At 73.9% G+C, this 20,928-nt stretch carries 21 protein-coding genes; 16 read left to right on the forward strand and 5 right to left on the reverse strand.

Annotated features, from left to right (window positions below; all coding sequences use genetic code 11):
- Positions 1-8 precede the first annotated feature (8 nt).
- The 7 genes from AC4MBH_RS19240 to AC4MBH_RS19270 all read left to right on the forward strand — a co-directional run bounded on the left by AC4MBH_RS19240 (position 9) and on the right by AC4MBH_RS19270 (position 5,081).
- A complete protein-coding gene (locus AC4MBH_RS19240) occupies positions 9-1,055 on the forward strand; it encodes a hypothetical protein (RefSeq protein WP_491797009.1) in 1,047 nt (348 codons plus the stop codon).
- Between the two features lie 23 nt (positions 1,056-1,078).
- Complete coding sequence (locus AC4MBH_RS19245; RefSeq protein ID WP_491797010.1) at positions 1,079-2,164, forward strand: glycosyltransferase family protein; 1,086 nt, start codon at positions 1,079-1,081, stop codon at positions 2,162-2,164.
- A gap of 44 nt (positions 2,165-2,208) precedes the next feature.
- Entirely contained in the window at positions 2,209-2,382 is a 174-nt protein-coding gene (locus AC4MBH_RS19250; protein WP_491797011.1) for a DUF5302 domain-containing protein, read from the forward strand.
- Positions 2,383-2,471: 89 nt separating this feature from the next.
- Positions 2,472-3,005 carry a MaoC family dehydratase gene (locus AC4MBH_RS19255; RefSeq protein ID WP_491797012.1) on the forward strand — a complete coding sequence of 178 codons (534 nt, stop codon included), beginning with the start codon at positions 2,472-2,474 and terminating at the stop codon, positions 3,003-3,005.
- A 17-nt stretch (positions 3,006-3,022) separates the two neighbouring features.
- Entirely contained in the window at positions 3,023-3,580 is a 558-nt protein-coding gene (locus AC4MBH_RS19260; RefSeq protein WP_491797013.1) for a histidine phosphatase family protein, read from the forward strand.
- A gap of 7 nt (positions 3,581-3,587) precedes the next feature.
- Positions 3,588-4,223 (forward strand): DUF6758 family protein, encoded by a 636-nt coding sequence (locus AC4MBH_RS19265; protein WP_491797014.1) that lies wholly within the window; start codon positions 3,588-3,590, stop codon positions 4,221-4,223.
- A gap of 21 nt (positions 4,224-4,244) precedes the next feature.
- Entirely contained in the window at positions 4,245-5,081 is an 837-nt protein-coding gene (locus AC4MBH_RS19270) for a PHP domain-containing protein (RefSeq protein ID WP_491797015.1), read from the forward strand.
- Here AC4MBH_RS19270 and AC4MBH_RS19275 read toward each other — a convergent pair.
- Positions 5,057-5,809, reverse strand: a complete 753-nt coding sequence (locus AC4MBH_RS19275; RefSeq protein ID WP_491797016.1) for an SDR family NAD(P)-dependent oxidoreductase — start codon at positions 5,807-5,809, stop codon at positions 5,057-5,059. The genes AC4MBH_RS19270 and AC4MBH_RS19275 overlap by 25 nt on opposite strands.
- Positions 5,810-5,853: 44 nt before the next feature.
- Here AC4MBH_RS19275 and AC4MBH_RS19280 point away from each other — a divergent pair, with 44 nt between their 5' ends.
- On the forward strand, positions 5,854-6,642 hold the full coding sequence (locus AC4MBH_RS19280) for a ParA family protein (RefSeq protein WP_491797017.1): 789 nt from the start codon (positions 5,854-5,856) through the stop codon (positions 6,640-6,642).
- Complete coding sequence (locus AC4MBH_RS19285; RefSeq protein ID WP_491797018.1) at positions 6,639-7,391, forward strand: L,D-transpeptidase; 753 nt, start codon at positions 6,639-6,641, stop codon at positions 7,389-7,391. Before AC4MBH_RS19280 ends, AC4MBH_RS19285 begins: the two co-directional genes overlap by 4 nt.
- Positions 7,392-7,418: 27 nt before the next feature.
- On the opposite strand, the gene AC4MBH_RS19290 is transcribed toward AC4MBH_RS19285, so the two are convergent.
- Positions 7,419-8,906, reverse strand: coding sequence for a DEAD/DEAH box helicase (locus AC4MBH_RS19290; protein ID WP_491797019.1), 1,488 nt, complete (start codon positions 8,904-8,906; stop codon positions 7,419-7,421).
- A gap of 157 nt (positions 8,907-9,063) precedes the next feature.
- On the opposite strand from AC4MBH_RS19290, the gene AC4MBH_RS19295 reads away from it, so the two are divergent.
- Positions 9,064-9,789 carry a ferritin-like fold-containing protein gene (locus AC4MBH_RS19295; protein ID WP_491797020.1) on the forward strand — a complete coding sequence of 242 codons (726 nt, stop codon included), beginning with the start codon at positions 9,064-9,066 and terminating at the stop codon, positions 9,787-9,789.
- 147 nt (positions 9,790-9,936) lie between these two features.
- On the opposite strand, the gene AC4MBH_RS19300 is transcribed toward AC4MBH_RS19295, so the two are convergent.
- Both AC4MBH_RS19300 and AC4MBH_RS19305 read right to left on the reverse strand, forming a co-directional pair.
- On the reverse strand, positions 9,937-10,158 hold the full coding sequence (locus tag AC4MBH_RS19300) for a DUF3107 domain-containing protein (RefSeq protein ID WP_491797021.1): 222 nt from the start codon (positions 10,156-10,158) through the stop codon (positions 9,937-9,939).
- A gap of 48 nt (positions 10,159-10,206) precedes the next feature.
- On the reverse strand, positions 10,207-10,839 hold the full coding sequence (locus tag AC4MBH_RS19305) for a TetR/AcrR family transcriptional regulator (RefSeq protein ID WP_491797022.1): 633 nt from the start codon (positions 10,837-10,839) through the stop codon (positions 10,207-10,209).
- 134 nt (positions 10,840-10,973) lie between these two features.
- On the opposite strand from AC4MBH_RS19305, the gene moeZ reads away from it, so the two are divergent.
- The 3 genes from moeZ (at position 10,974) to AC4MBH_RS19320 (ending at position 13,451) form a co-directional block, all read left to right on the forward strand.
- Positions 10,974-12,173 (forward strand): adenylyltransferase/sulfurtransferase MoeZ, encoded by a 1,200-nt coding sequence (gene moeZ, locus AC4MBH_RS19310; RefSeq protein WP_491797023.1) that lies wholly within the window; start codon positions 10,974-10,976, stop codon positions 12,171-12,173.
- A gap of 82 nt (positions 12,174-12,255) precedes the next feature.
- Entirely contained in the window at positions 12,256-13,137 is an 882-nt protein-coding gene (locus tag AC4MBH_RS19315; protein WP_491797024.1) for a hypothetical protein, read from the forward strand.
- An 11-nt stretch (positions 13,138-13,148) separates the two neighbouring features.
- Positions 13,149-13,451: an MGMT family protein gene (locus AC4MBH_RS19320; protein WP_491797025.1), complete on the forward strand. Its 303-nt coding sequence runs from the start codon at positions 13,149-13,151 to the stop codon at positions 13,449-13,451.
- Between the two features lie 6 nt (positions 13,452-13,457).
- Here the strand turns inward: AC4MBH_RS19320 and AC4MBH_RS19325 are convergent, their stop codons facing one another.
- Entirely contained in the window at positions 13,458-15,890 is a 2,433-nt protein-coding gene (locus tag AC4MBH_RS19325) for an SCO7613 C-terminal domain-containing membrane protein (RefSeq protein WP_491797026.1), read from the reverse strand.
- Between the two features lie 94 nt (positions 15,891-15,984).
- Between AC4MBH_RS19325 and AC4MBH_RS19330 the strand changes: the two genes are divergently transcribed.
- The 3 genes from AC4MBH_RS19330 to AC4MBH_RS19340 all read left to right on the forward strand — a co-directional run bounded on the left by AC4MBH_RS19330 (position 15,985) and on the right by AC4MBH_RS19340 (position 20,920).
- Complete coding sequence (locus tag AC4MBH_RS19330; protein ID WP_491797027.1) at positions 15,985-16,749, forward strand: GNAT family N-acetyltransferase; 765 nt, start codon at positions 15,985-15,987, stop codon at positions 16,747-16,749.
- Positions 16,750-16,806: 57 nt separating this feature from the next.
- Entirely contained in the window at positions 16,807-17,478 is a 672-nt protein-coding gene (locus AC4MBH_RS19335) for a lysophospholipid acyltransferase family protein (protein ID WP_491797028.1), read from the forward strand.
- Positions 17,479-17,626: 148 nt separating this feature from the next.
- A complete protein-coding gene (locus AC4MBH_RS19340) occupies positions 17,627-20,920 on the forward strand; it encodes a M14 family zinc carboxypeptidase (RefSeq protein ID WP_491797029.1) in 3,294 nt (1,097 codons plus the stop codon).
- Positions 20,921-20,928: the final 8 nt, after the last annotated feature.

A 20,928-nucleotide genomic window follows, 5' to 3' on the forward strand; every position in this document is an offset into this window, starting at 1 on the left:
GACCCATCATGACGGCGACGGGGCAACGGCGGGTGGTGCTGCACATCGGGGCCCCCAAGTCCGGCACCACCTACGTGCAGAGCCGGATGCAGCAGAACCACGCGCGGCTGCTCGAGCACGGCGTCCTCGTGCCGCAGGCCACCGCCGAGGAAGGGCCCTCGACGCTGATGTTCCGCGCGGCGCTCGACCTCACCGGCATCCGCCTGTGGCGCGGTCGCGCGTACGCCGACGGCCGCTGGGACCGGCTCGTCGCGGCCGCCCGCACGCACGACGGGCTGACCTGGATCAGCGACGAGGCGTTCGTGCGCGCCGACGACGAGACCGCCGCCCGGGCGGTGCGCGAGCTCAGTGGCGACGGGGAGGTCGAGCTGCACGTCGTCTACACCGCCCGCGACCTCGCGCGGGCGCTGGTCTCGGCGTGGCTGGAGAACCTCAAGCACGGGGGGTCCGAGCGGTTCGCCGACTTCCTCGAGCGCGGCCGCAACGGCGAGCTCAAGGTGCTGCGCGCGTTCGAGGTGGACGCCGTCCTCGGCCGCTGGCTGGCCGCGGTCGGCGACCCCGCCCGGGTCCACCTCGTCACCCTGCCGCCCGAGGGCGGCGACCGGTCGCTGCTGTGGACCCGGTTCCTCGCCGTCGCCGGCGTCGACCCGTCCTGGGCCCCGGTCGAGGCGCGGAGGACCAACGACTCCATCGGCCTGCCCGAGGCCCAGTTCCTGCGCGCGCTCAACGAGCAGCTCGGCGGTGCCGCGGAGCGCGGCGGGCGGCTGCACGACGTCGTCCGCGACGTGGTGGTCGGACGTGGCCTCGCGCCGCGCAGCTCGGTCAAGGTGCGCCTGGACCCCCGGCACGAGGGTTGGGTCGCCCACCGCACCGAGGCCTGGCAGGACTGGGTGCGCGCCCGTGGTCTCGACGTGGTGGGCGACCTCGCCGAGCTCGACGTCCCGCACCTCGACCCGCACGCCTGGGACGACCCCGACCAGGTGCTGCCGGGCAGCGTGACGGCGGCCGACGCCGCGCTCGCCGCCGTACGACGGGCGCGGGCGCGAGCCACCTGACCCCTCCTGCATAGGGTCTGCACATGATCATCGCGGTCAGCACCGTCAAGGACTCGGCGGCCAACGTGCGCCGGTTCGTCTCGCGCAACCTGGCCAACGGCGTCGACCACCTCGTCGTGTTCACCGAGGACACCGGCGCCGAGGCCGAGGCCGTGCTCGACGAGCACCCGGCGGTCACCCACGTCCGCACCGGCGGCGACTGGTGGCCCGACCGGCCCACCGACCTCAACGTCCGTCAACGCACCAACGCCAACCTGGCGCGGGTCCTGCTGGCCCCGTTCGAGTGGGCGGAGTGGCTCGTGCACATCGACGGTGACGAGGTGGCCCTGCTCGACCGCGACGTCGTCGCCGCCCTGCCGGCACGCCAGCGGGCGTTCCGGATGAAGCCGCTCGAGGCGGTGGCGCGGATGGCGTGGCCGAGCGGCGAGCCGACGCACTTCAAGCGGCCGCTCGAGCGACCCGAGCTGGTGCTCCTGCGAGCGCTCGGCCTGGTCGAGAAGCCTAACAACAAGTCGTACTTCCACGGCCACGTGCGCGGCAAGGTGGGGGTGCGGGTGCGCGCCGACGTCCGCATCGGCCTGCACGCCGTCAAGAACCGGCACGCCAAGGTCCTCAAGGTGCTGCCGACCCCCGGGCTCGCCGTCCTCCACTACGACGCGCCGACCGTCGAGGAGTTCGTCCGCAAGTTCTCCACCCTGGCGACGTCCGGCTCGCGCGCGGTCTACCGCGTCGACAAGATCCCGGTGGTCAACGCCATCCGGAGCCTGGTGTCGATGGACGTGAGCGACGAGGTCCGCGAGCACTACCTGCGCCGGCTCTACGAGCGGACGACGGCAGAGGACTTCGACACCCTCGACGACCTCGGGCTCCTGGAGGAGGTCGACGCCGACGCCGGCCGGCACGTGCCGGGCGTGGTGCCCCCCGACGACGTCCGGAGCCTCGTCGCCCTCCTCGAGGCCGCACGGCCGCAGTCGCGCGACTCGCTCGCGCTCGACCACCCGGTCGGTGGGGTCGACGTGCTCCGCGCCGCGCTCGACGCGACGGGCGTGCCCGCGGGGCCTGCGGCGCAGCTCCTCGCGTCCGGTGCCGGCGCCGGCGCCGGCGCCTGACAACCCGGTCGACGTACGCGCCGGGGCCTGACAGGGTGGAGGACATGACGAACGAGGACCTGAAGGCCAAGATGCGCGAGGCGCTCGATCGCAAGAACACCAAGGAGAAGGGCGTCCACGAGGACGGCCCCGTCGACGAGAAGGCCCACGGCCCCGAGGTCGTCGGCGGCGCCGGGCCGAAGGTGCACCGCCGCAAGGCCGGTGGCGGCGGGTCCTGACCCGGCCCTGACCCGGACACCCTGCGAGGCCCGGCCCCGCGGCTGGGAGGATGATCGGCGTCCACCGCGTCGAGTCCCCGGGAGCAGCAGTGCAGTTCGGTCGAAGCTATGAGGAGTTCGAGGTCGGTGCGACCTACAAGCACTGGCCCGGCAAGACGGTCACCGAGTACGACGACCACCTCTTCTGCCTGCTCACCATGAACCACCACCCCCTGCACCTCGACGCCCACTACGCCGGCGAGACCACGCAGTTCGGCAAGAACGTCGTGGTCGGCAACTACGTCTACTCGATCCTGCTCGGCATGTCGGTGCCCGACATCTCCGGCAAGGCGATCGCCAACCTGGAGGTCGAGTCGCTGCGCCACGTCGCGCCGACCTTCCACGGTGACACGCTCTACGGCGAGACCCGGGTCCTGGACAAGAGGGAGTCCACCTCCAAGGACGACCGCGGCGTCGTGCACGTCGAGACGATCGGCTACAACCAGGACGGCAAGGTCGTGTGCATCTTCCGCCGCAAGGTGATGGTGCCCAAGGACAGCTACCTCGTGGCCCGCGGCGGCGAGCAGCCCGGCCGCCCGGTGCCGCAGCCCGACAAGTCCTGGCCCGGCCCCGACCCGTCCTGACCCGGTACGGTGCAGCGGTGAGCGAGTTCTGGCTGGTGCGGCACGGTCCGACGGAGTGGAGCCGTGCCGGTCGGCACACCTCGGTCACCGACCTCCCGCTGCTGCCCGAGAGCGAGGACGACGCCCGCGCGCTCGCCCCGCGGTTGGCCGACCTCCACCCGGCGCTGGTGCTGACCAGCCCACGCCGGCGGGCCCGATGCACCGCCGAGCTCGCCGGTTTCCCCGACGCCACCGTCGAGGAGGACCTCGTCGAGTGGGCCTACGGCGACTACGAGGGCATCACCACCGAGGAGATCCGCCGCACCGATCCCGACTGGTCGGTGTGGACCCACCCGACCCCGGGCGGCGAGACCGCCGACGACGTCGCCGCGCGGCTCGACCGGGTCATCGACCGCGCCCGGGCCGCCGAGGGGCCCGTGCTGGCCTTCGGGCACGGGCACGCCCTGCGGGCGCTCGCGGCGCGCTGGGTCGGGCTGCCGGCCTCGGAGGGGCGGCTGTGGCGCCTCGACACCGCCACCGTCTCGGTGCTCGGCCTCGAGCGCGACCAGCCGGTCGTGCTCCGCTGGAACTGCTGAGGCCCTCGTGTCCCTCTCGGTCGGCTGTCCCCGGTGCGCGGCTCCGGTGAGCGAGACCGAGGTCGGCTGGGTGTGCGTGGAGCACGCTGAGATCGAGCCGCTGTGGCGCCCGGCCGTGGCGACGTACGACGCCTTCGCCGACCACCTGCGCCGCGCCGGCGTCGTCCCCACCTACCTGCCGTGGCCGCTGAGCCCGGGCTGGATGGTCAGCGACTTCGCCGCCGTCGGCTCGACCCCGGAGCGGGCCCGGGCCACGATGACGTGCACCAGCGGGTCGAGCGAGCTCGACGGCCCGGTCGACGTGATCGTGGTGACCGAGGAGGCCGGCACCGGCCTGGGTGCCCGCATCGCCGGCACCACGAGCATCGACCCCGGCGCCGAGATCGGCGACGGGCCGCCGAGCGTGCGGGTGCGGGCCGGGCGGCAGGTGGTGCCGCTCTGGCCGGTGTCGACGAGCGCCGCCACGGCCGAGTGGGACCGCTCCGTCGTCGTGGGCGAGGCCGAGGGCCGGTGGCTCTGGCTGGTGCTGCGACCGGCGTCGGCGATGCTGCTGCTCCGCGACGACTGGATCCTGCGCGACACCTCGCAGTCGGGCCCGCACCTGGTCGAGCTGCCGTTCGGGGGCCCCGCCCCCGCCTGGTGACGCTCCCTACAGTGGGGCTCGATGAGGATCGACCTGCACACCCACAGCCGGGTCAGCGACGGCACCCAGACCCCTGCGGAGCTGGTCGCGGCTGCCGCCGAGGCCGGCCTCGACGTCCTCGGGATCACCGACCACGACACGACGGCGGGCTGGGACGAGGCGGCCGCGACGGCCGAGGCCGTCGGCATCGGGCTGGTGCGCGGGATGGAGGTCAGCACCGGACGCCGCGGCCGCGGCGTGCACCTGCTCGCCTACCTGTTCGACCCCACCCACCCCGGCCTGGCCGCCGAGCTGGCCCGGGTGCGCGACGGTCGTGACTCCCGCCTCCCGGCGATGGTCGCCGCGTTGCGGGACGCCGGCGTCGACATCGACCTCGCCGACGTCGGCGGCACGGTGCCCGGCCGCCCCCACGTCGCCGACGCCCTCATCGCCAAGCGGGTCGTCGCGACGCGCGAGCAGGCCTTCGAGGAGTGGCTGGACCCCGGTCGTCCGGGCTACGTCGACCGCTACGCCGCGCCGCTGACCGACGTCATCGGGCTGGTGCGCGAGGCCGGCGGCGTCTCCGTCATCGCCCACCCGTGGGGCCGGCAGAGCCGGGCCGTCCTCGGGGCCGACGACCTCGCCGCCCTGGCGCGGGCCGGGCTGGCGGGTGTCGAGGTCGACCACCGCGACCACGAGCGGCCCGACGTCCGCGACGAGCTGCGCGGCATCGCCCGCGACCTCGACCTGGTGGTCACCGGGTCGAGCGACCACCACGGGCTCGGCAAGGTCGACCACCCGTTGGGCTGCCACACCACCGCGCCCGAGGAGTACGAGCGCCTGCTCGAGCGTGCCTACTTGCGCCCGATCGACTGGTAGGCCTGCAGCGCCCGCGACGGGATGACCTTGGTCAGGCCGACGATGGCCCGGTAGTGGGCGCCGGGGATGGAGTAGACCCGCCCCTTGTCGAAGTCCTGGAGCGCCTTGTCGACGAGGAAGTCGACGTCGAGCCACATCAGGCCGTCGCCGCGCTTGACCTCCATCCGCTCGTGGAACTCGGTCTTGGTGAACCCCGGACAGAGCGCCATCACCGTCACGCCGTCCTTGCGGTACTCGTGGGCCGCCCACTCGCTGAAGCTGTTGACCCACGCCTTGGCGGCGGCGTACGTGCCGCGCGGGAGGAACGCCGCCACGCTGGAGACGTTGATGACACCGCCGCTGCCGCGCGCGGTCATCGGACCGAGCGCCGCGTGGCTGAGCCGCAGCACCGTGGTCACCAGCACGTCGAGCATCGCCACCTCGTCCTCGACGGGGTTGTCGAGGAAGCGCTTCTTCAACCCGAAGCCGGCGTTGTTGACGAGCAGGTCGACGGGCCGGGCGGTGTCGCGCAGCCGGTCCTCGACGAGCGCGAGCTGGGACGGCACGACGAGGTCGGCCACCAGCGTCTCGACCTCGACGCCGTGGGCGGTGCGGAGGTCGGTCGCGACGGTGTCCAGGCGCGCGCCGTCGCGAGCGACGAGCACCAGGTCGTGCCCGCGGCGGGCGAGGTGGACGGCGAACGCGTGACCGATGCCGGCGGTGGCGCCGGTGACGAGGGAAGTGGGCATGTCGGCATCCAAGCACCCCCTTCCGTCCGGCATGATGGGCCCCGATGAGCCCCCGCCGCACGACCCTCGCGATCGCCAACCAGAAGGGCGGCGTCGCCAAGACGACCAGCGTCGCCTCGATCGGTGTCGCGCTGGCCGAGCAGGGTCTCTCCGTGCTGCTCGTCGACCTCGACCCGCAGGCCTGCCTGACGTTCTCCCTCGGCATCGACCCCGAGGACCTCGAGCTCTCGGTGCACCAGGTGCTCACCCAGGGACTCGACCCCACCGAGGTGATCGTCGAGACCGACGACGGTGTCTCGCTGATGCCCGCGACGATCGAGCTGGCCCGGGCCGAGGCCGACCTGCTCACCAGGACCGGCCGCGAGCACGTGCTGCGCGGCATGCTCGAGGACCTCGCGGCCAAGGACGTCCACCACGACTGGGTCCTGCTCGACTGCCCGCCGTCGCTGGGGGTGCTGACCGTCGCTGCGCTCACCGCCGCCGACGGCGTCCTGATCCCGCTGCAGTGCGAGACGCTGTCGCACCGCGGGGTCGGCCAGCTGCTCGACACGGTCCACGACGTACGCCGCTTCACCAACCGCGACCTCGCCGTGTGGGGCGTGCTGCCGACGCTGTACGACGGGCGCACGACCCACGCGCGCACCGTGCTGGAGACGATCTCGGAGACCTACGACCTCGAGGTCGTGGAGCCGCCGATCCCCAAGACGATCAGGTTCGCCGAGGCCCCGGCCGCCGGCCGGTCGATCATGGCGACCAGCCGCAGCAGCAAGGGCGCGGCCGCCTACCGCGAGGTGGCGACCAACCTGGTCGCCCGGGCAGGGCGGTCGGCATGAGCCGGCACCGCGGGCACCCGCCGCCGCGCTACCAGCCCCGCTACGGGCGGTTCGCGGTGCTCGGCGTCTCCCTGACCACCACCGCGATCGCCCTGCTCGGCGGGGTCGGGGTGCTGCCGTCCCCGTCGGCCGCCGACGACCAGGGCCCCCGCGAGACGACCGTCGCCGCCGACCTGACGCAGGTCGTCGACCGGCCCGAGACCGCACCGCCGACGGCTGCACCGCCGACGGCTGCACCGCCGTCGTCCGACCCCCGCCCCGAGCTCACGCCTGAGCCGGAGGTCGCGCCCGAGTCCGAGAGCGAGTCCGAGAGCGGGACCGAGTCGCCGTCCCTGCCCGCGGTCCTGCCCGTGCCGGAGGACTCCGGCGAGGGCAAGCGGGTGGTGTTCAGCGAGACCGACCAGCGGGTCTGGCTGGTGGGCGAGGCCGGCGTGGTCAAGCGCACCTACCTGGTCTCGGGCAGCCTCACCGACAACCTCGACCCCGGCACCTACCAGGTCTACTCCCGCTCCGAGGACGCCACCGGCATCGACGACTCCGGGACGATGAGGTGGTTCGTCCGCTTCACCCAGGGCCCGACGGGTGCCGCGATCGGGTTCCACACCATCCCCGTCGACGACGGCGAGAAGGTGCAGACCAAGTCCCAGCTGGGCACGCCGCAGTCGCACGGCTGCATCCGGCAGACCACGGCCGACGCCAAGGCCCTCTGGGCCTTCGCCCCGCTGGGGTCGACCGTCGTCGTGGTCTGAGAGACCACGACGACCAGTCGTCGTCCCTCAGGCGTCGGTGGGCGCCGCGGTGCTGGTGCCCTCGGCGCTGCCGCCACCGGAACCGCCCGAGCGGCGACGACGCCGGCGGTTGCGGTTGCCGCTGGTGCTCGACGCGGTGCGCTCCTGGGGCTCGCCGGCGGTGATCGGGGCGTCGGTGTCGGCCGAGCCCGGCGCCGCGACGGTGGCGCCGCTCCGGGTGCGCGACCGCGACCGGTCACTGCGCTCGCGCGGCTTGCGCTCGCGGGACTCGCGCTGCTCGCGCGGCGCCCGCTCGACCGGCGCGGGGTCGACGATGCGGCCCTTGGTGCCCGGCGGGATGCCCTGGTCGTGGTAGAGGTGCTCGGACGTCGAGTACGTCTCCTGCGGCTCGTCGAAGGGCAGGTCGAGCGTCTTGTTGATCATCTTCCACCGGTGCAGGTCGGCCCAGTCGACGAAGGTGATCGCGGTGCCGGTGGCGCCGGCGCGGCCGGTGCGGCCGATCCGGTGGACGTAGGTCTTGTCGTCCTCGGGGCAGGTGTAGTTGATGACGTGCGAGACCCCGGCGACGTCGATGCCGCGCGCGGCGACGTCGGTGGCGACGAGCACCCGGATCTTGTTCTCGCGGAACTTGGCCAGGGCCTTCTCGCGGGCGATCTGCGCCATGTCGCCGTGCAGCGGTGACGCGCTGAACCCGCGCTCGGCGAGGTCGTCGGCGATGCGCTGCGACTGCCGCTTGGTGCGGGTGAAGACGATGATCTTGTCGGCGTCCTCGGCCTGCAGGACGCGGCCGATGATCTCGGGCTTGTCGAGGTCGTGGGCCTGGTAGATGAACTGCGCCGTGGCCGGGACCATGGTGGTGTCGTAGGACGACTCGGCGCGGATGTTCATCGGGTGCCGCATGTGGGTGCGGGCCAGCGCGACGATCGCCGCGGGCATGGTCGCCGAGAACAGCATCGTCTGGCGGGTCTCGGGCGTCATGCTCAGCAGCCGCTGGACGTCGGGCAGGAAGCCCAGGTCGAGCATCTCGTCGGCCTCGTCGAGCACGACGGCGTGCACGTGGGACAGGTCGAGCGAACGGCGGTTGGCCAGGTCGATCAGCCGGCCCGGCGTACCGACGACGATGTCGACGCCGCTCTGGAGCGTGTCGAGCTGGGTGTCGTAGCCGACGCCGCCGTAGACGGTGAGGACGCGCAGGCCGAGGTCCTTGCTGGCCAGGTGCAGGTCGTTGGAGACCTGCAGCGCGAGCTCGCGGGTCGGGGCGACGATCAGGGCCTGCGGCTTGCCCTGGGGCAGGTCGGCGTACGCCGGGTCCTTCATGGTGATGCTGCGCTGCAGCACCGGGATGCCGAAGGCGAGGGTCTTGCCGGTGCCGGTGCGGGCCTGGCCGATCAGGTCGGTGCCGAGCAGGGCGACCGAGAGGGTCATCTCCTGGATGGCGAACGGGGTGGTGATGCCGGCGCGCTCGAGCGCGTCGCAGATCTCGGGGAGGACCCCGAGCTCACGGAAGGTGGTCAATGTTCTGCTTTCAGGTCGGTCATGGCTGTGCGGCCGACCCGGCAGGTGTTGGTGACTCGGAGGCGGGCCAACCGCGCACATTCGCGAGCGGCGCAGGGAGCCGGCAGACGGCCGGCGAGGCCCACTCGTGGCGCCAGTCTATCGATAGGGTGCGTGCATGGCTGAATCCGCCGCGCCCGATCCCACCGCCGACGCCGGCGAGACGGGACTGTTCGGCGACGACCCCGGCTACCGCGCCGCCGTGGTCGACCTCCTCGGCGTCATCGCCTACGGCGAGATCTCGGCGTTCGAGCGGCTGGCCGAGGACGCCACGCTGGCGCCCAGCCTGGAGGACAAGCTGGCGCTGGCCACGATGGCGGCCACCGAGCTCGGCAAGGTCGCCGCGCTGCACGACCGGGTCCGGGCGCTCGGCGGCGACCCGTTCGAGTCGATGGCGCCGTTCCGGGTCGCGATCGACAGCTTCCACCGCCACACCGCCCCCGCCGACTGGCCCGAGGGGCTGGTCAAGGCCTACGTCGGCGACGGGCTCGCCAACGACTTCTACCGCGAGATCGCCGCCTTCCTCGACCCCACCACCCGCGACCTCGTCGTCTCCTCGATGGACGACGACGCCGGCCACGGCGCGTTCGTCGTCGACCGCGTCCGGGGGATGATCGCCGCCGACCCCAAGGTCGGTGGCCGCCTCGCGCTCTGGGGACGCCGGCTGATGGGGGAGGCCCTCACCCAGGCCCAGCGCGTCGCCGCCGACCGCGACTCGCTCACCGCCCTGCTCAGCGGCGGCGTCGACCGCCCCGGCCTCGACCTGGCCGCACTGGGACGGATGTTCACCCGGCTCACCGAGCGGCACGCCGAGCGGATGAGCGAGCTGGGGCTGGACTCGTAGGCCCCGCGCCCGCAGGCTCGGGCCGTCGCTACGTGCGCGGCCGGCCGGGGCTTCGCGGGCAGGACTGGCGGTTCGGGGGCGGAGTTCCGGCCCCGGAGCGCGGGTTTCCCCGGTGCACCGGGGAATCCCGCCGACGGTCCCAGGCTGCTAGCTGCGGAACCCCACGGTGCCGGCGACGCCGCCGCCGATCTCGACGTAGGCGATCTTGGCGGCGGGGACGATCACCTTGCGGCCCTTGCTGTCGGTCAGCGTGACGACGCCCTCGCCGGCGACGGCGTCGGCGACGAGCCTCTCGACCGCCTCGGGCGTCTCGTCGGTGTCGACGGTGAGCTCACGGGGGGAGTGCTGGACGCCGATCTTGACCTCCACGGTCAGGCTCCTTCTGGTCGGTGCTGCGGGTGGGACGTGCGGGCTGGGTCAGTCGGTGAGGGGGTAGCCGCGGATGCCGCGCCAGGCCAGGCCCGAGACGAGCGCGACGGCCTGCTCGCGGTCCATGCCGCCGGCCTCCGCGAGCCAGAACCGCGCGCTCACCTGCGCCATTCCCACCAGGGAGACGGCGAGCAGGCGGGAGGCGGGGTCGGGCAGGCCGGTGTCGTCGTGGATGACGGCGGCGATCATCGAGGCGCACTCGGCGGTGACCCGCTCCAGGTGCTGGCGCACGGCGGGCTCGTTGGTCAGGTCGGACTCGAAGACCAGGCGGAACGCGCCGGTGTCGCTGCCGACGTAGTCGTAGAACGCGCCCATCGCGGCCGCGACGCGCTGCTTGTTGTCGTGGGTCGACTCCAGGGCGACGCGGCAGTTCTCGATCATCGCGTCGCAGGTGGCGTCGAGCAGCGCGAGGTAGAGCTCGAGCTTGCCCGGGAAGTGCTGGTAGAGGACCGGCTTGGAGACCCCGGCGCGGTCGGCGATGTCGTCCATCGCCGCGGCGTGGTAGCCGGAGGCGACGAAGACCTCGAGCGCGGACTCGAGCAGCTGGACCCGGCGTTCGCGCCGGGGGAGCCGGCCGCCGCGAGGGCGTGCGCCGTCGACGTCAGGGGGTGTGGTCGCCACGGGCCGAACACTACTCGGGGTCCGGATGACGGGACGTCGCCCGGTCGCCGCGCGGGCGGGGCGGGAACAATGGACGGGACGAGGCGCGTTCCCCAGGTCCGCACCACCGTGTCACCACCAGAGGAGTTGCAACCGTGAGCCTTCCCGCGCTGGTCGAGCCGGCCGACGAGCTGACCATCGACGAGGTACGCCGCTACAGCCGCCACCTGATCATCCCCGACGTGGGCATGACGGGGCAGAAGCGGCTGAAGAACGCCAAGGTCCTCGTGATCGGCGCCGGCGGCCTCGGCAGCCCCGCCCTGCTCTACCTCGCCGCGGCCGGCGTCGGCACCCTCGGGATCGCCGAGTTCGACGAGGTCGACGAGTCCAACCTGCAGCGCCAGATCATCCACACCCAGTCCGACATCGGGAAGTCCAAGGCGGTCTCGGCCAAGGAGTCGATCCTCGAGGCCAACCCCTACGTCGACGTGGTGCTGCACGAGGAGCGCCTCGACAACGACAACGTCATGGCTGTCTTCGAGGGCTACGACCTCATCGTCGACGGCACCGACAACTTCGCGACCCGCTACATGGTCAACGACGCGGCGTACTTCCTGGGGATCCCCTACGTCTGGGGTTCCATCTACCGCTTCGACGGCCAGGCGTCGGTCTTCTGGCCGCACTCCGGGCCCGACGCGCCCTGCTACCGCTGCCTCTACCCCGAGCCCCCGCCGCCGGGCATGGTGCCCAGCTGCGCCGAGGGCGGCGTGCTCGGCGTCCTGTGCGCGAGCATCGGCTCGATCCAGGTCAACGAGGCGATCAAGGTCCTCACCGGCATCGGCGACCCCGCCGTCGGCAAGCTGGTCATCTACGACGCCCTCGAGCTGGAGTGGCGCAAGCTCAAGGTGCGCAAGGACCCGAGCTGCGCCCTGTGCGGCGACAACCCCACCGTCACCGGCCTGATCGACTACGACGCCTTCTGCGGTGCGATCTCCGACGAGGCTGCCGACGCCGCCGCCGGCTCCACCATCTCGGTGACCCAGCTCGAGCACATGCTCAAGGAGCGCGAGGAGGGCACCCGCGACTTCGTGCTCGTCGACGTCCGTGAGCCCAACGAGTTCGAGATCAACCGGATCCCCGGCTCGGTGCTGATCCCCAAGGGCGACTTCCTCAACGGCTCCGCCCTGGAGAAGCTCCCCTCGGACAAGCAGGTCGTCATGCACTGCAAGTCGGGCGTGCGCTCCGCGGAGACCCTGGCCATCGTCAAGGGCGCCGGCTACGCCGACGCCGTGCACGTCGGCGGCGGCGTGGTGGCCTGGGTCAACCAGGTCGACCCCAGCCAGCCGACGTACTGAGACCGTTACCGGGGCGTAACCTCCCGCAGCCGGGTCCGTTGTTCCTTCCGTCACAGTCACCTGTCCGGGAGGAACACTGCAGATGCGCCTGTCCACCAAGCTCTCCGCCGTCGCGGCCAGCACCGTCGTCGCCCTCGGCACCACCCTCGTCGGGGCCGCACCCAGCAGCACCGCGGCCCCGACCCGGGTCACCACGTTCGCGCCGGCGGCCAGCGCCACTATCACGCCCGGCGTGCAGATGTACACCCAGGGCGCCCAGTGCACCGGCAACTTCGTGTTCACCGACGCCGCGGGCGGCGTGTACGTCGGCTACGCGGCGCACTGCGCCGGCCTCGGTGAGGCGACCGACACCGACGGCTGCCTCAACGAGTCGGTCCCGCTCGGCACCACGGTGACCTTCCGCAAGGGCGGCTCGCTGCTGTCGGAAGGCACCCAGCTCGGCACCGGCACCCTGGCCTACAGCTCGTGGCGCACGATGCGCGCCAACGGTGAGACCGACGCCAACGCCTGCGCCTTCAACGACTTCGCGCTGGTCCGGGTGAGCGCCGGCGACGTCGCCAAGGTCAACCCGAGCATCCCGTTCTGGGGCGGCCCGACGGGCATCGACTCCGACGGCACCGCCGCCGGCGACCGCGTCTACTCCTACGGCAACTCCAGCCTGCGCGCCGGACTGACCCCGCTCTCGCCCAAGACCGGCATCAGCCTCGGCGACAGCGCGGCCGACGGCGGGTGGAGCCACCCGCTCTACACGGTGACGCCCGGCGTCCCCGGCGACTCCGGCTCGGCGTTCGTCTCCGGTGACGGCAAGGCGGTCGGCACGCTGTCGACCCTCGGCCTGGCGCCGCTGCCGCTGTCGAACAACATCGGCGACCTGCAGCGCGAGCTCGCCTACGCCCAGGCCCACTCGGGCATCGCGGGCCTCGAGCTCACCCGGGGCACGGAGCCCTTCGACCCGATCCTCTAACCTGGCGCGCCATGGTGACCGCTGACGAGGACTTCGTCGAGCGGGTGCTCACCCTCGTCGAGGCCGTCCCCCGCGGACGCGTCACGACGTACGGCGCGATCGCCGACGTGGTCGGCAGCGGCCCGCGGCTGGTCGGCAACGTGATGGCCCGGCACGGCGCGCCCGTGCCCTGGTGGCGCGTCGTGCGGGCCGACGGGTCGCTGCCGCCGAGCCACCAGGACGAGGCCCGCCAGTGCTACCTCGAGGAGGGCACGCCGCTGCGCCGGTCGGGCACGGCCGTCGACATCGCGGCGGCCTTCTGGCAGCCGCGCTGACCCTGCTCAGCGCAGGCGGCCGACGTACGTCGTGGCGCGCCGCAGGTCGACGACCCGGCGCTCCCACGTCGTCCCTGCGACGACGAGCACGGTGCCGGCCAGGCCGATGACGACCCACTGCGGCGTCTCGGCGGCGTACGGTGCCAGCTCGACGAGGGTGAGCAGGCCACCGACGGTGGCCCCCACGAGCAGCGGCGCGCTCCAGCGCAGCTGGGCGCCACCGACCGCCAGGACCAGGCAGCCGAGCCCCAGCAGCGCGGCGCGCGGCGAGACCGGGTCGTTGGCGGCCACGTGCAGGAAGGTCGGCACGGTCGCGAGCAGCAGGCCCGGCAGCAGGGCCACCGCCGTGGGGGAGGCGTCGTCGCGCCGCATCCGCACCAGGCCCACCACGAGCAGGCCGAGCGCGGTGGGCATCGTGTAGAGCTCCGGTGCGTCGGCACCGACGTCGGCGAGCCGCACCCACGTGGCCAGCACCAGCAGGCCCGAGCCGACCCACGCCAGCGGCCGGCGCGACGGGTGCACCAGCGCGTGGACGACGACCAGCGCGCCGGCCACGGTCAGGTGCACCGCCAGGCTGAGGGTCTGGTCGGTCGCCAGGGGGATCGACGAGGCCGCCACCACGACGCCGGCCAGGGCCGCGGTCACCTCGACCTCGGCGCGCGGGTGAGCGATCGCGACGGCGGCGAGCACCACGAGCACCGGCACCCCGCGAGCCGCGTCGAGCCCGGCCAGGTCGGCCAGCACCCAGGTCACGCCGCCCAGCGCGGGCGGCAGGGCGAGGCCGCCGAGCTCGGCCGCCCCCGCGCACCGACCCGCGACCAGGGCCGCGGCCGCGGTCGCCGCGAGCAGCCCGAGCGGCACCAGCAGCAGCGCGCTGCTCGGGGCGGCCACTGCCAGGGTGGCCACCAGCGCCGACCCGGCCGCGACGAGCTGGAGCGTGGCGGCGAGGTCGTCGCGGCGCAGCGCGTCGACGGCGTACGCCGCGGCACCGAGACCGAGGGTGCCGACGAGCGTCCACAGGGGGACCGGCTGGAGGGCGAGGGTCGCGGCTCCGGCCAGCAGCAGCACGGCGAGCACCGCCCGGACCGCCGCGGCGCCGCGGGCGCTCCGCGGCGCCAGGACGACCAGCAGCGCGGAGACGGTGACGGCGGTCCACACCAGCAGCAGCGGTGGGGCGACGGGGTCGGTGGGGTCGAGCCACAGGTCGGCGGTCGGCGTGAGCGCCGAGTCGAGCGCCTGCCCGCCGAGCACCAGCGCCACCGACACACCGGGGACCAGCGACAGGACGGCCGGGAGGGCCGGCACCACGAGGTGCGACCGCGGGACGACGGCGGTGACGGCCGTCCACAGCCCGCCCGCCACGAGCGAGGCGACGGCCACGCGGGCCACGCCGTCGTCGAGCACCGGCAGCACGACGAGGCCGGTGAGCATCGACGCCGACGTGGTGGTGACGAGCTGGAGCAGCTCGGTGCTGCGGCTCAGTGCGGCCGGGGTGAGCACCAGCAGCGCGGCGACCAGGAGGGCCGGACCGGTGCTGCTGCCCCAGAGCCCGGCCACCGTGAGAGCGCCGAGGTCGACGAGCCGGGCGAGGGCGGTGAGGGTGAGGTCGGCCCAGGCGAGCCCGGCGGCGGTCACGGCGGCCCACTTCACGACGACCAGGTCGCGGGCGTCGCGGACGGCGACGGCGAGCCCCATGAACCCGGCCGTGGCCAGGGCCGGGACCAGCAGGCCGTGGCCGACGAGGAACGGCAGCGACGCCTGCGCGACGAACAACCCGCCCACGGCGGCGACCTGCGGGACGACGAGCCGGTGCTCGCCCGGCACCAGCAGGACCGCACCCGCGGCCAGGGACAGGCCCAGGGTCAGCGCCAGGCCGGCGCCGCCGAGGTCGAACCACCCGGAGCGCTCGGCCCCGACGACGTCGAGCAGGAGCATGCCGAGGGCGACGGTGACCAGCGACTCGGCCGCGATCCGCAACCCGCGGGCCTCCAGCAGCTTGCCCGTGGCCGCGGTGGCGACCGTCAGGGTCGCGAGCACCACCGTGCGGCCGCCCACCCCGAGCCACGACCAGGCCACCGCCAGGAAGGTCACCGCCGCCACCAGCAGGCACAGCGCCCCGAGGCCCAGCAGGATCGCGGGCACCGAGGTGGTCCGCACGCCGGTGCGCGGCGGCGTCCCGCCCGGCTCCGCTCCTCGCGGGTGCCACGCGACCGACGGCACCGGTGCGAGCCGCGCCGGGGCCGGCGCGGGCTGGGGGCCCCGCGCGGCGCGCAGGCGGACGACGAGGGCGTCGGCGCGCTGGAGCGTGGCGAACACCTCGGCCGCCAGCGGGTGGCCCACCGGCACGCCGCACCGGGCACAGGAATGGTCGGGGGCGACCGGCTGGGGGAGGGGCTCACGGCACGACGGGCACAACCGGGAGCTGGCGTAGGTGAACATGCCTCCATCCCACCGCCGGCCGGCGCCGCGCGGATCGACGTCGCGGCTCACCTCGTCCTGAGTACGCGGGCCCAGGTGGGCGAGACTTGCGGGCATGAGGGATCCCGAGGCCCTGCTCGCCGCCTACGACGCCCAGCTGCGCGGCGTGGCCGAGGTCGCGGACGCCGGCCACTGGGAGCAGGCCGGGCCCCTGTGGCGGGCCACCTGGGACGACCGCGGGTTCGTCAGCTACGAGGACCTGCACGGCCACGACGTCGCCGACCTCGTCGCCGCGACCGTCGCCTGGTTCCGCGACGAGACCGGCGTGCCGACGTTCGAGTGGAAGGCTCGCGACCACGACGACCTGCCGGGCCTCCACGACGCCCTCCGCGCGCACGGGCTGGTGCCGGAGGAGGTCGAGACGGTGATGGTGGGTGAGGCCTCCGCGCTGGCCGTCGACGTCGCGCTGCGTCCCGGTCTCGAGGTGCGCCGGCTCGAGACGGCCGACGAGCTCGCCGCGGCGTCCGCGGTGGCGCGGAGCGTCTTCGGCCGCGTCGGCGACCTCGCCGACCAGGTGGCCCGGGGCGACGGCCGGGTCGAGGCCTGGGGCGCGTTCGACCGCGGTGCGGCGGTGGCGTCCGGCCGGCTCGTGGTGGTCGACGACACCGAGTTCGCCGGGCTGTGGGGCGGCGCGACGCTCCCGACCCACCGCGGGCTGGGCCTCTACCGGGCGCTGACCGCCGGCCGGGCGCGCTCCGCCCTGGCCCGCGGCGTCCGCTACCTGCAGAGCGACTGCACCCCGATGTCGCGCCCGATCCTCGAGCGGTCGGGGCTCGTGCCGGTCACCACCACGACGCCGTGGGTGTGGACCCGCGCCTAGGCGTTCCCGCCGGACAGGGGTTCGTCGGACTCACCGGTAACCGCCAGACTGACCCGCGTGGAGTTGTACCGGGTCCTGCACACGCTGGTCCCGCCCGTCGCCAAGGCGGTCTGGCGGCCCACGGTCACCGGGCTCGAGCACGTCCCCACGACCGGCGGCGTGCTGATCGCCAGCAACCACCTCAGCTTCGCCGACTCGGTCGTCCTCGGGGTGGTGGTGCCGCGCAAGGTCGTCTTCCTCACCAAGTCCGACTACTTCGACGGCCCCGGGGTGCGCGGCGCGATCTCCAAGGCGTGGTTCACCGGTCTCGGGATGCTGCCGGTCGACCGCGACGACACCAGGGCCGCCATCGCCTCGCTCGACGTCGCCCTGCAGGTGCTCGACCGGGGCGAGGCGTTCGGCGTCTACCCCGAGGGCACCCGCTCGCGCGACGGCCGGCTCTACCGCGGCCGCACCGGCGTCGCCCACCTCGCGCTGACCGCCGGCGTGCCGATCGTCCCGGTCGGGCTGGTCGGCACCGAGCGGCTGCAGCCGGTGGGCGCCCGGCTGCCGCGGATCGTGCCGGTGACGGTGTCGTTCGGCGCCCCGATCGAGGTGGCGGGCCGCTACGACGGCGTGCCCCTCGGCCGGGCCCGGCGACTGCTCACCGACGAGGTGATGACGGCCGTCGGGGCGCTCTCGGGCCAGGAGCAGGCCGGCGTCTACAACGACCGGGCACCCGACGCCTGAGCCCCGCCCGGCGGCCCGGACCCCACTCGATGGGGTGGTGGGGAACCACATCGCGAGACGGCGGCGCGAGTTCATCCGCACGACACACGTTGTCAGACATCCTGACGGCCTGTCGTGACTCTCGCGGCATGACTCTCGTGGAGGACCCTTGAAGCGGACCCTGCTCACCCTCGGCGGCAGCGCGCTGCTCGCCACCGTGCTGGCGGTGCCGGCCGTCGTCCCCGGAGCGGTCGCCGCACCGCCCGGGACCGGCCTGCGTGCCGCGCCCGACCCGACGAGCACGCCGGCCGACGCCGGTCGCGGCCCCGCCACCGCCGCGCGCGGGCTGCCGGCCGACCGCGCCGACGTCGTACGCCGCGCGGCCGCCGCGCCCGCCGTCGAGGACCCGATCGAGATGCCGGCGTCCTACCCGTTCCAGCCGCAGCTGCGCTACTACCGCGACAACCCCGACGACGCGGCGCGGACCGCCGAGCTGCTCAGCCACGCCGACCTCGCCCCGCGGCTCACCGACTGGATGGCGGCCAGCGACCGGATCTCGACCCAGGTGGTCGGGCAGTCCGAGCAGGGCCGCGACCTCTACCTGGTCACTGTCACGGCGCCCGAGACCGCCGACGTGACCGCCGAGCAGAGCGCCTGGCGCGAGCAGATCAGGTCCGACCCCGCCGCCGCCGCGGCCGACCCGCGGCTGCTCGCGCAGTACAAGACCCCGGTGTGGGTCAGTGCCAACATCCACGGCAACGAGTGGGAGGGCACCGACGCGGTCATGCAGTACATCGACTGGCTGGTGACCGCCCCGACGGCGGAGGTCGGCAGCATCCTGCGCAACAACCGCCTCTACTTCTCCCTGTCGCTCAACCCCGACGGCCGCACCAACGCCACCCGCGCGACCGCCCTGGGTCTCGACCCCAACCGCGACATGATCACCAACACCACGGCTGAGGCGACGTCGTTCGTGCGCACCGCGCAGGCGATCCAGCCGATCTACAGCTCCGACCTGCACGGCTACACCCGGGTGCTCCAGGTCGAGCCCGCCGGCCCGCCGCACGGCTCCAACTACGAGTACGACCTCTACCTGCCGCACAACTACGCGCTGGCGCTCGAGGTCGAGCGGCAGGTCGTCGCCGCCGACATCCCGGGCAACACCTACTACGTCCCCGGTGCCGCGTCGCCGGCCGACGTCACCACCGTCAACACCGGGTTCATCAAGATCCCCTACCGCGACACCCCGTCGGGCTGGGACGACTTCCCGCCGATCTTCACCGCCCAGTACGCCGCGTTCTACGGCGCCGCGACGTCCACCGTCGAGCTGCCGCTGCAGCGCGGCGGACCGAACGGCGTGCGGCAGACGCCCGCCAACGCCCGGGTCAACACCGCGGTCGGCGTCGAGACCGTGCGCAGCATGGTCGAGTACCTGAACGTCCCCACGAACGCCCGCGAGATGCTGGCCAACCAGATCGAGGTCTTCCGCCGCGGCGCCGCCGGTGAGCCGAAGACCTCGGTCACCACCGCCAACATCGCCGCGATCCCGGGGCCGTCGCAGTGGAAGCCGCTGTGGGACGTCGCCGACGACCAGGAGCCGGTGACCCTGCCGCGCGCCTACGTGATCCCGGTCGGCGACGACCAGCGCTCGGCCGCCGACGCCGAGAACCTCGTCGAGGCCCTCCTCTTCCACGGCATCGAGGTCGGCGCCCTCACCGCACCCGCCACGGTCGGCGGCACGACGTACCCCGCCGGGTCCTACGTCGTCGACATGCACCAGCCGCTGCGCGGCCTGGCCAGCTCGCTGCTCGACCTCGGCGACGACATCTCGGCCAAGGTGCCGTCGATGTACGACGTCTCGGCGTGGAGCTGGTCCTACCTGTGGGGCGCGACCGTCGACAAGGTCGGCTCGACCACCGACGCCGGCCCGGTCGGCCCGACCGCCCCGGTCGCCGCGCCGGCGTCCGACGCCGCCCTGCCGGCCGCGGGCTACCTGGCCTTCGACGTCGCCGGCGTCGACGACGTCCGTGCCGTCAACGCCCTGCTCGAGGAGGGCGTCGCGCTGTCGATGCTCGAGGACGGCTCGGTCGTCGCAGCACCGGGCGACCGCGCCGCGGTCGCGGAGGTCTCCACGACCTACGACGTGCCGGTCGAGCGGGCCTCGGCCGCCGACGTCGACGCCCTCGACGACGAGTCGACCAAGGCCCTGACCGACCTCACCCTCGCCTACGTCGGCAACCAGGACGACCGCCTGTCGCTGACCGAGCTGGGGTTCGACGACCTCGTCGCGGTCACGGCCGCCGGCGTCAACACCGCCGCCACCAACGGCACGCCGACCGGGCTCGAGGACGCCGACGTGCTGTGGGTCGGCACGTCGTTCGCCACGACGGCCGGCACGCCGGGACGCGCCGCGGTGCAGCGGTTCGTCGACGAGGGCGGGTCGATCGTGGGCCGCACCAACCAGGCGTTCAACGTCGCGAGCACCTTCGGCCTGGTCTCGGGCACCGTGGTGTCCGGCAACGGCTCGGGCAACGGCATTGTCGACGTCGACACCCCCGCGGGCTCGCTGCTCGCGCCGTACGCCCAGGACGCCGCGTTCGTCTACCCGGCCTACTGGTTCACCGGCCTCGGGGCGACCACCGAGGTGGAGCAGACCTACGCCGCCGACCCGCTGCTCGCCGGCCACTGGCGGCCCGGCACCAGCCAGGGCCTCCCGCTGGCCAACGGCCCGGCCAACGCGGCCGGCCAGGCCGCCGTCATCTCCGGTGAGGCCGCCTCCGGCGCGCGCGCCGTCGTCTTCGGCACGTCGGTGTTCTTCCGCACCCACCCCAAGGGCGGGCTGAGCCAGGCCGCCCGGGCGCTGTTCTGGGCCGGTCCCGCCGGCACCGGGGTGCCCGGCCCGCAGGCCACCACCGTGACGCTGTCCGCGGCGTCGCCGGTCGCCTACCCGCGGCCCGTCCGCCTCGACGTCACCGCGATGTCGGCCACCGGGCCGGCAGCGGGCACCGTCGAGGTGCTCGACGTCGCGGGCCGGACCGTCGGCACGGCCGAGGTGACCGACGGGTCGGCCACGGTGAGCGTCACCGGCGTCCGCCCCGGCAGCCGCACCTACACCGCTCGGTTCACGCCGTCGTCGGCCGCGCTGCAGCCCGCGACCAGCGCCCCGGTCACCGTGCGGGTGACCAAGGCCCGCTCGGTGGTCGGTCTGGACGTCGAGGAGCGCGCCGGACGGCGCGTCCAGGTCAGCGTGACCTTCGACGCCGTCGGGATGCCCAACGACGCCCGTGTGGTCGTCCGCGACGGCTCCCAGGTGCTCCGGACCGTCGCGTTCGGGCCGAGCGCCACCCGGCGCACGTTCACCGTGCGGCTCGCGCGCGGCCAGCACGCGCTGCAGGCGACGTACGCCGGCAGCGCCCTGGTCCAGGCCGGGTCCTCGCCCGTGCGGTGGCTGCGTCTCGGCTGACCCGGAGC

This window comes from Nocardioides sp. WJ219, from assembly GCF_058559815.1.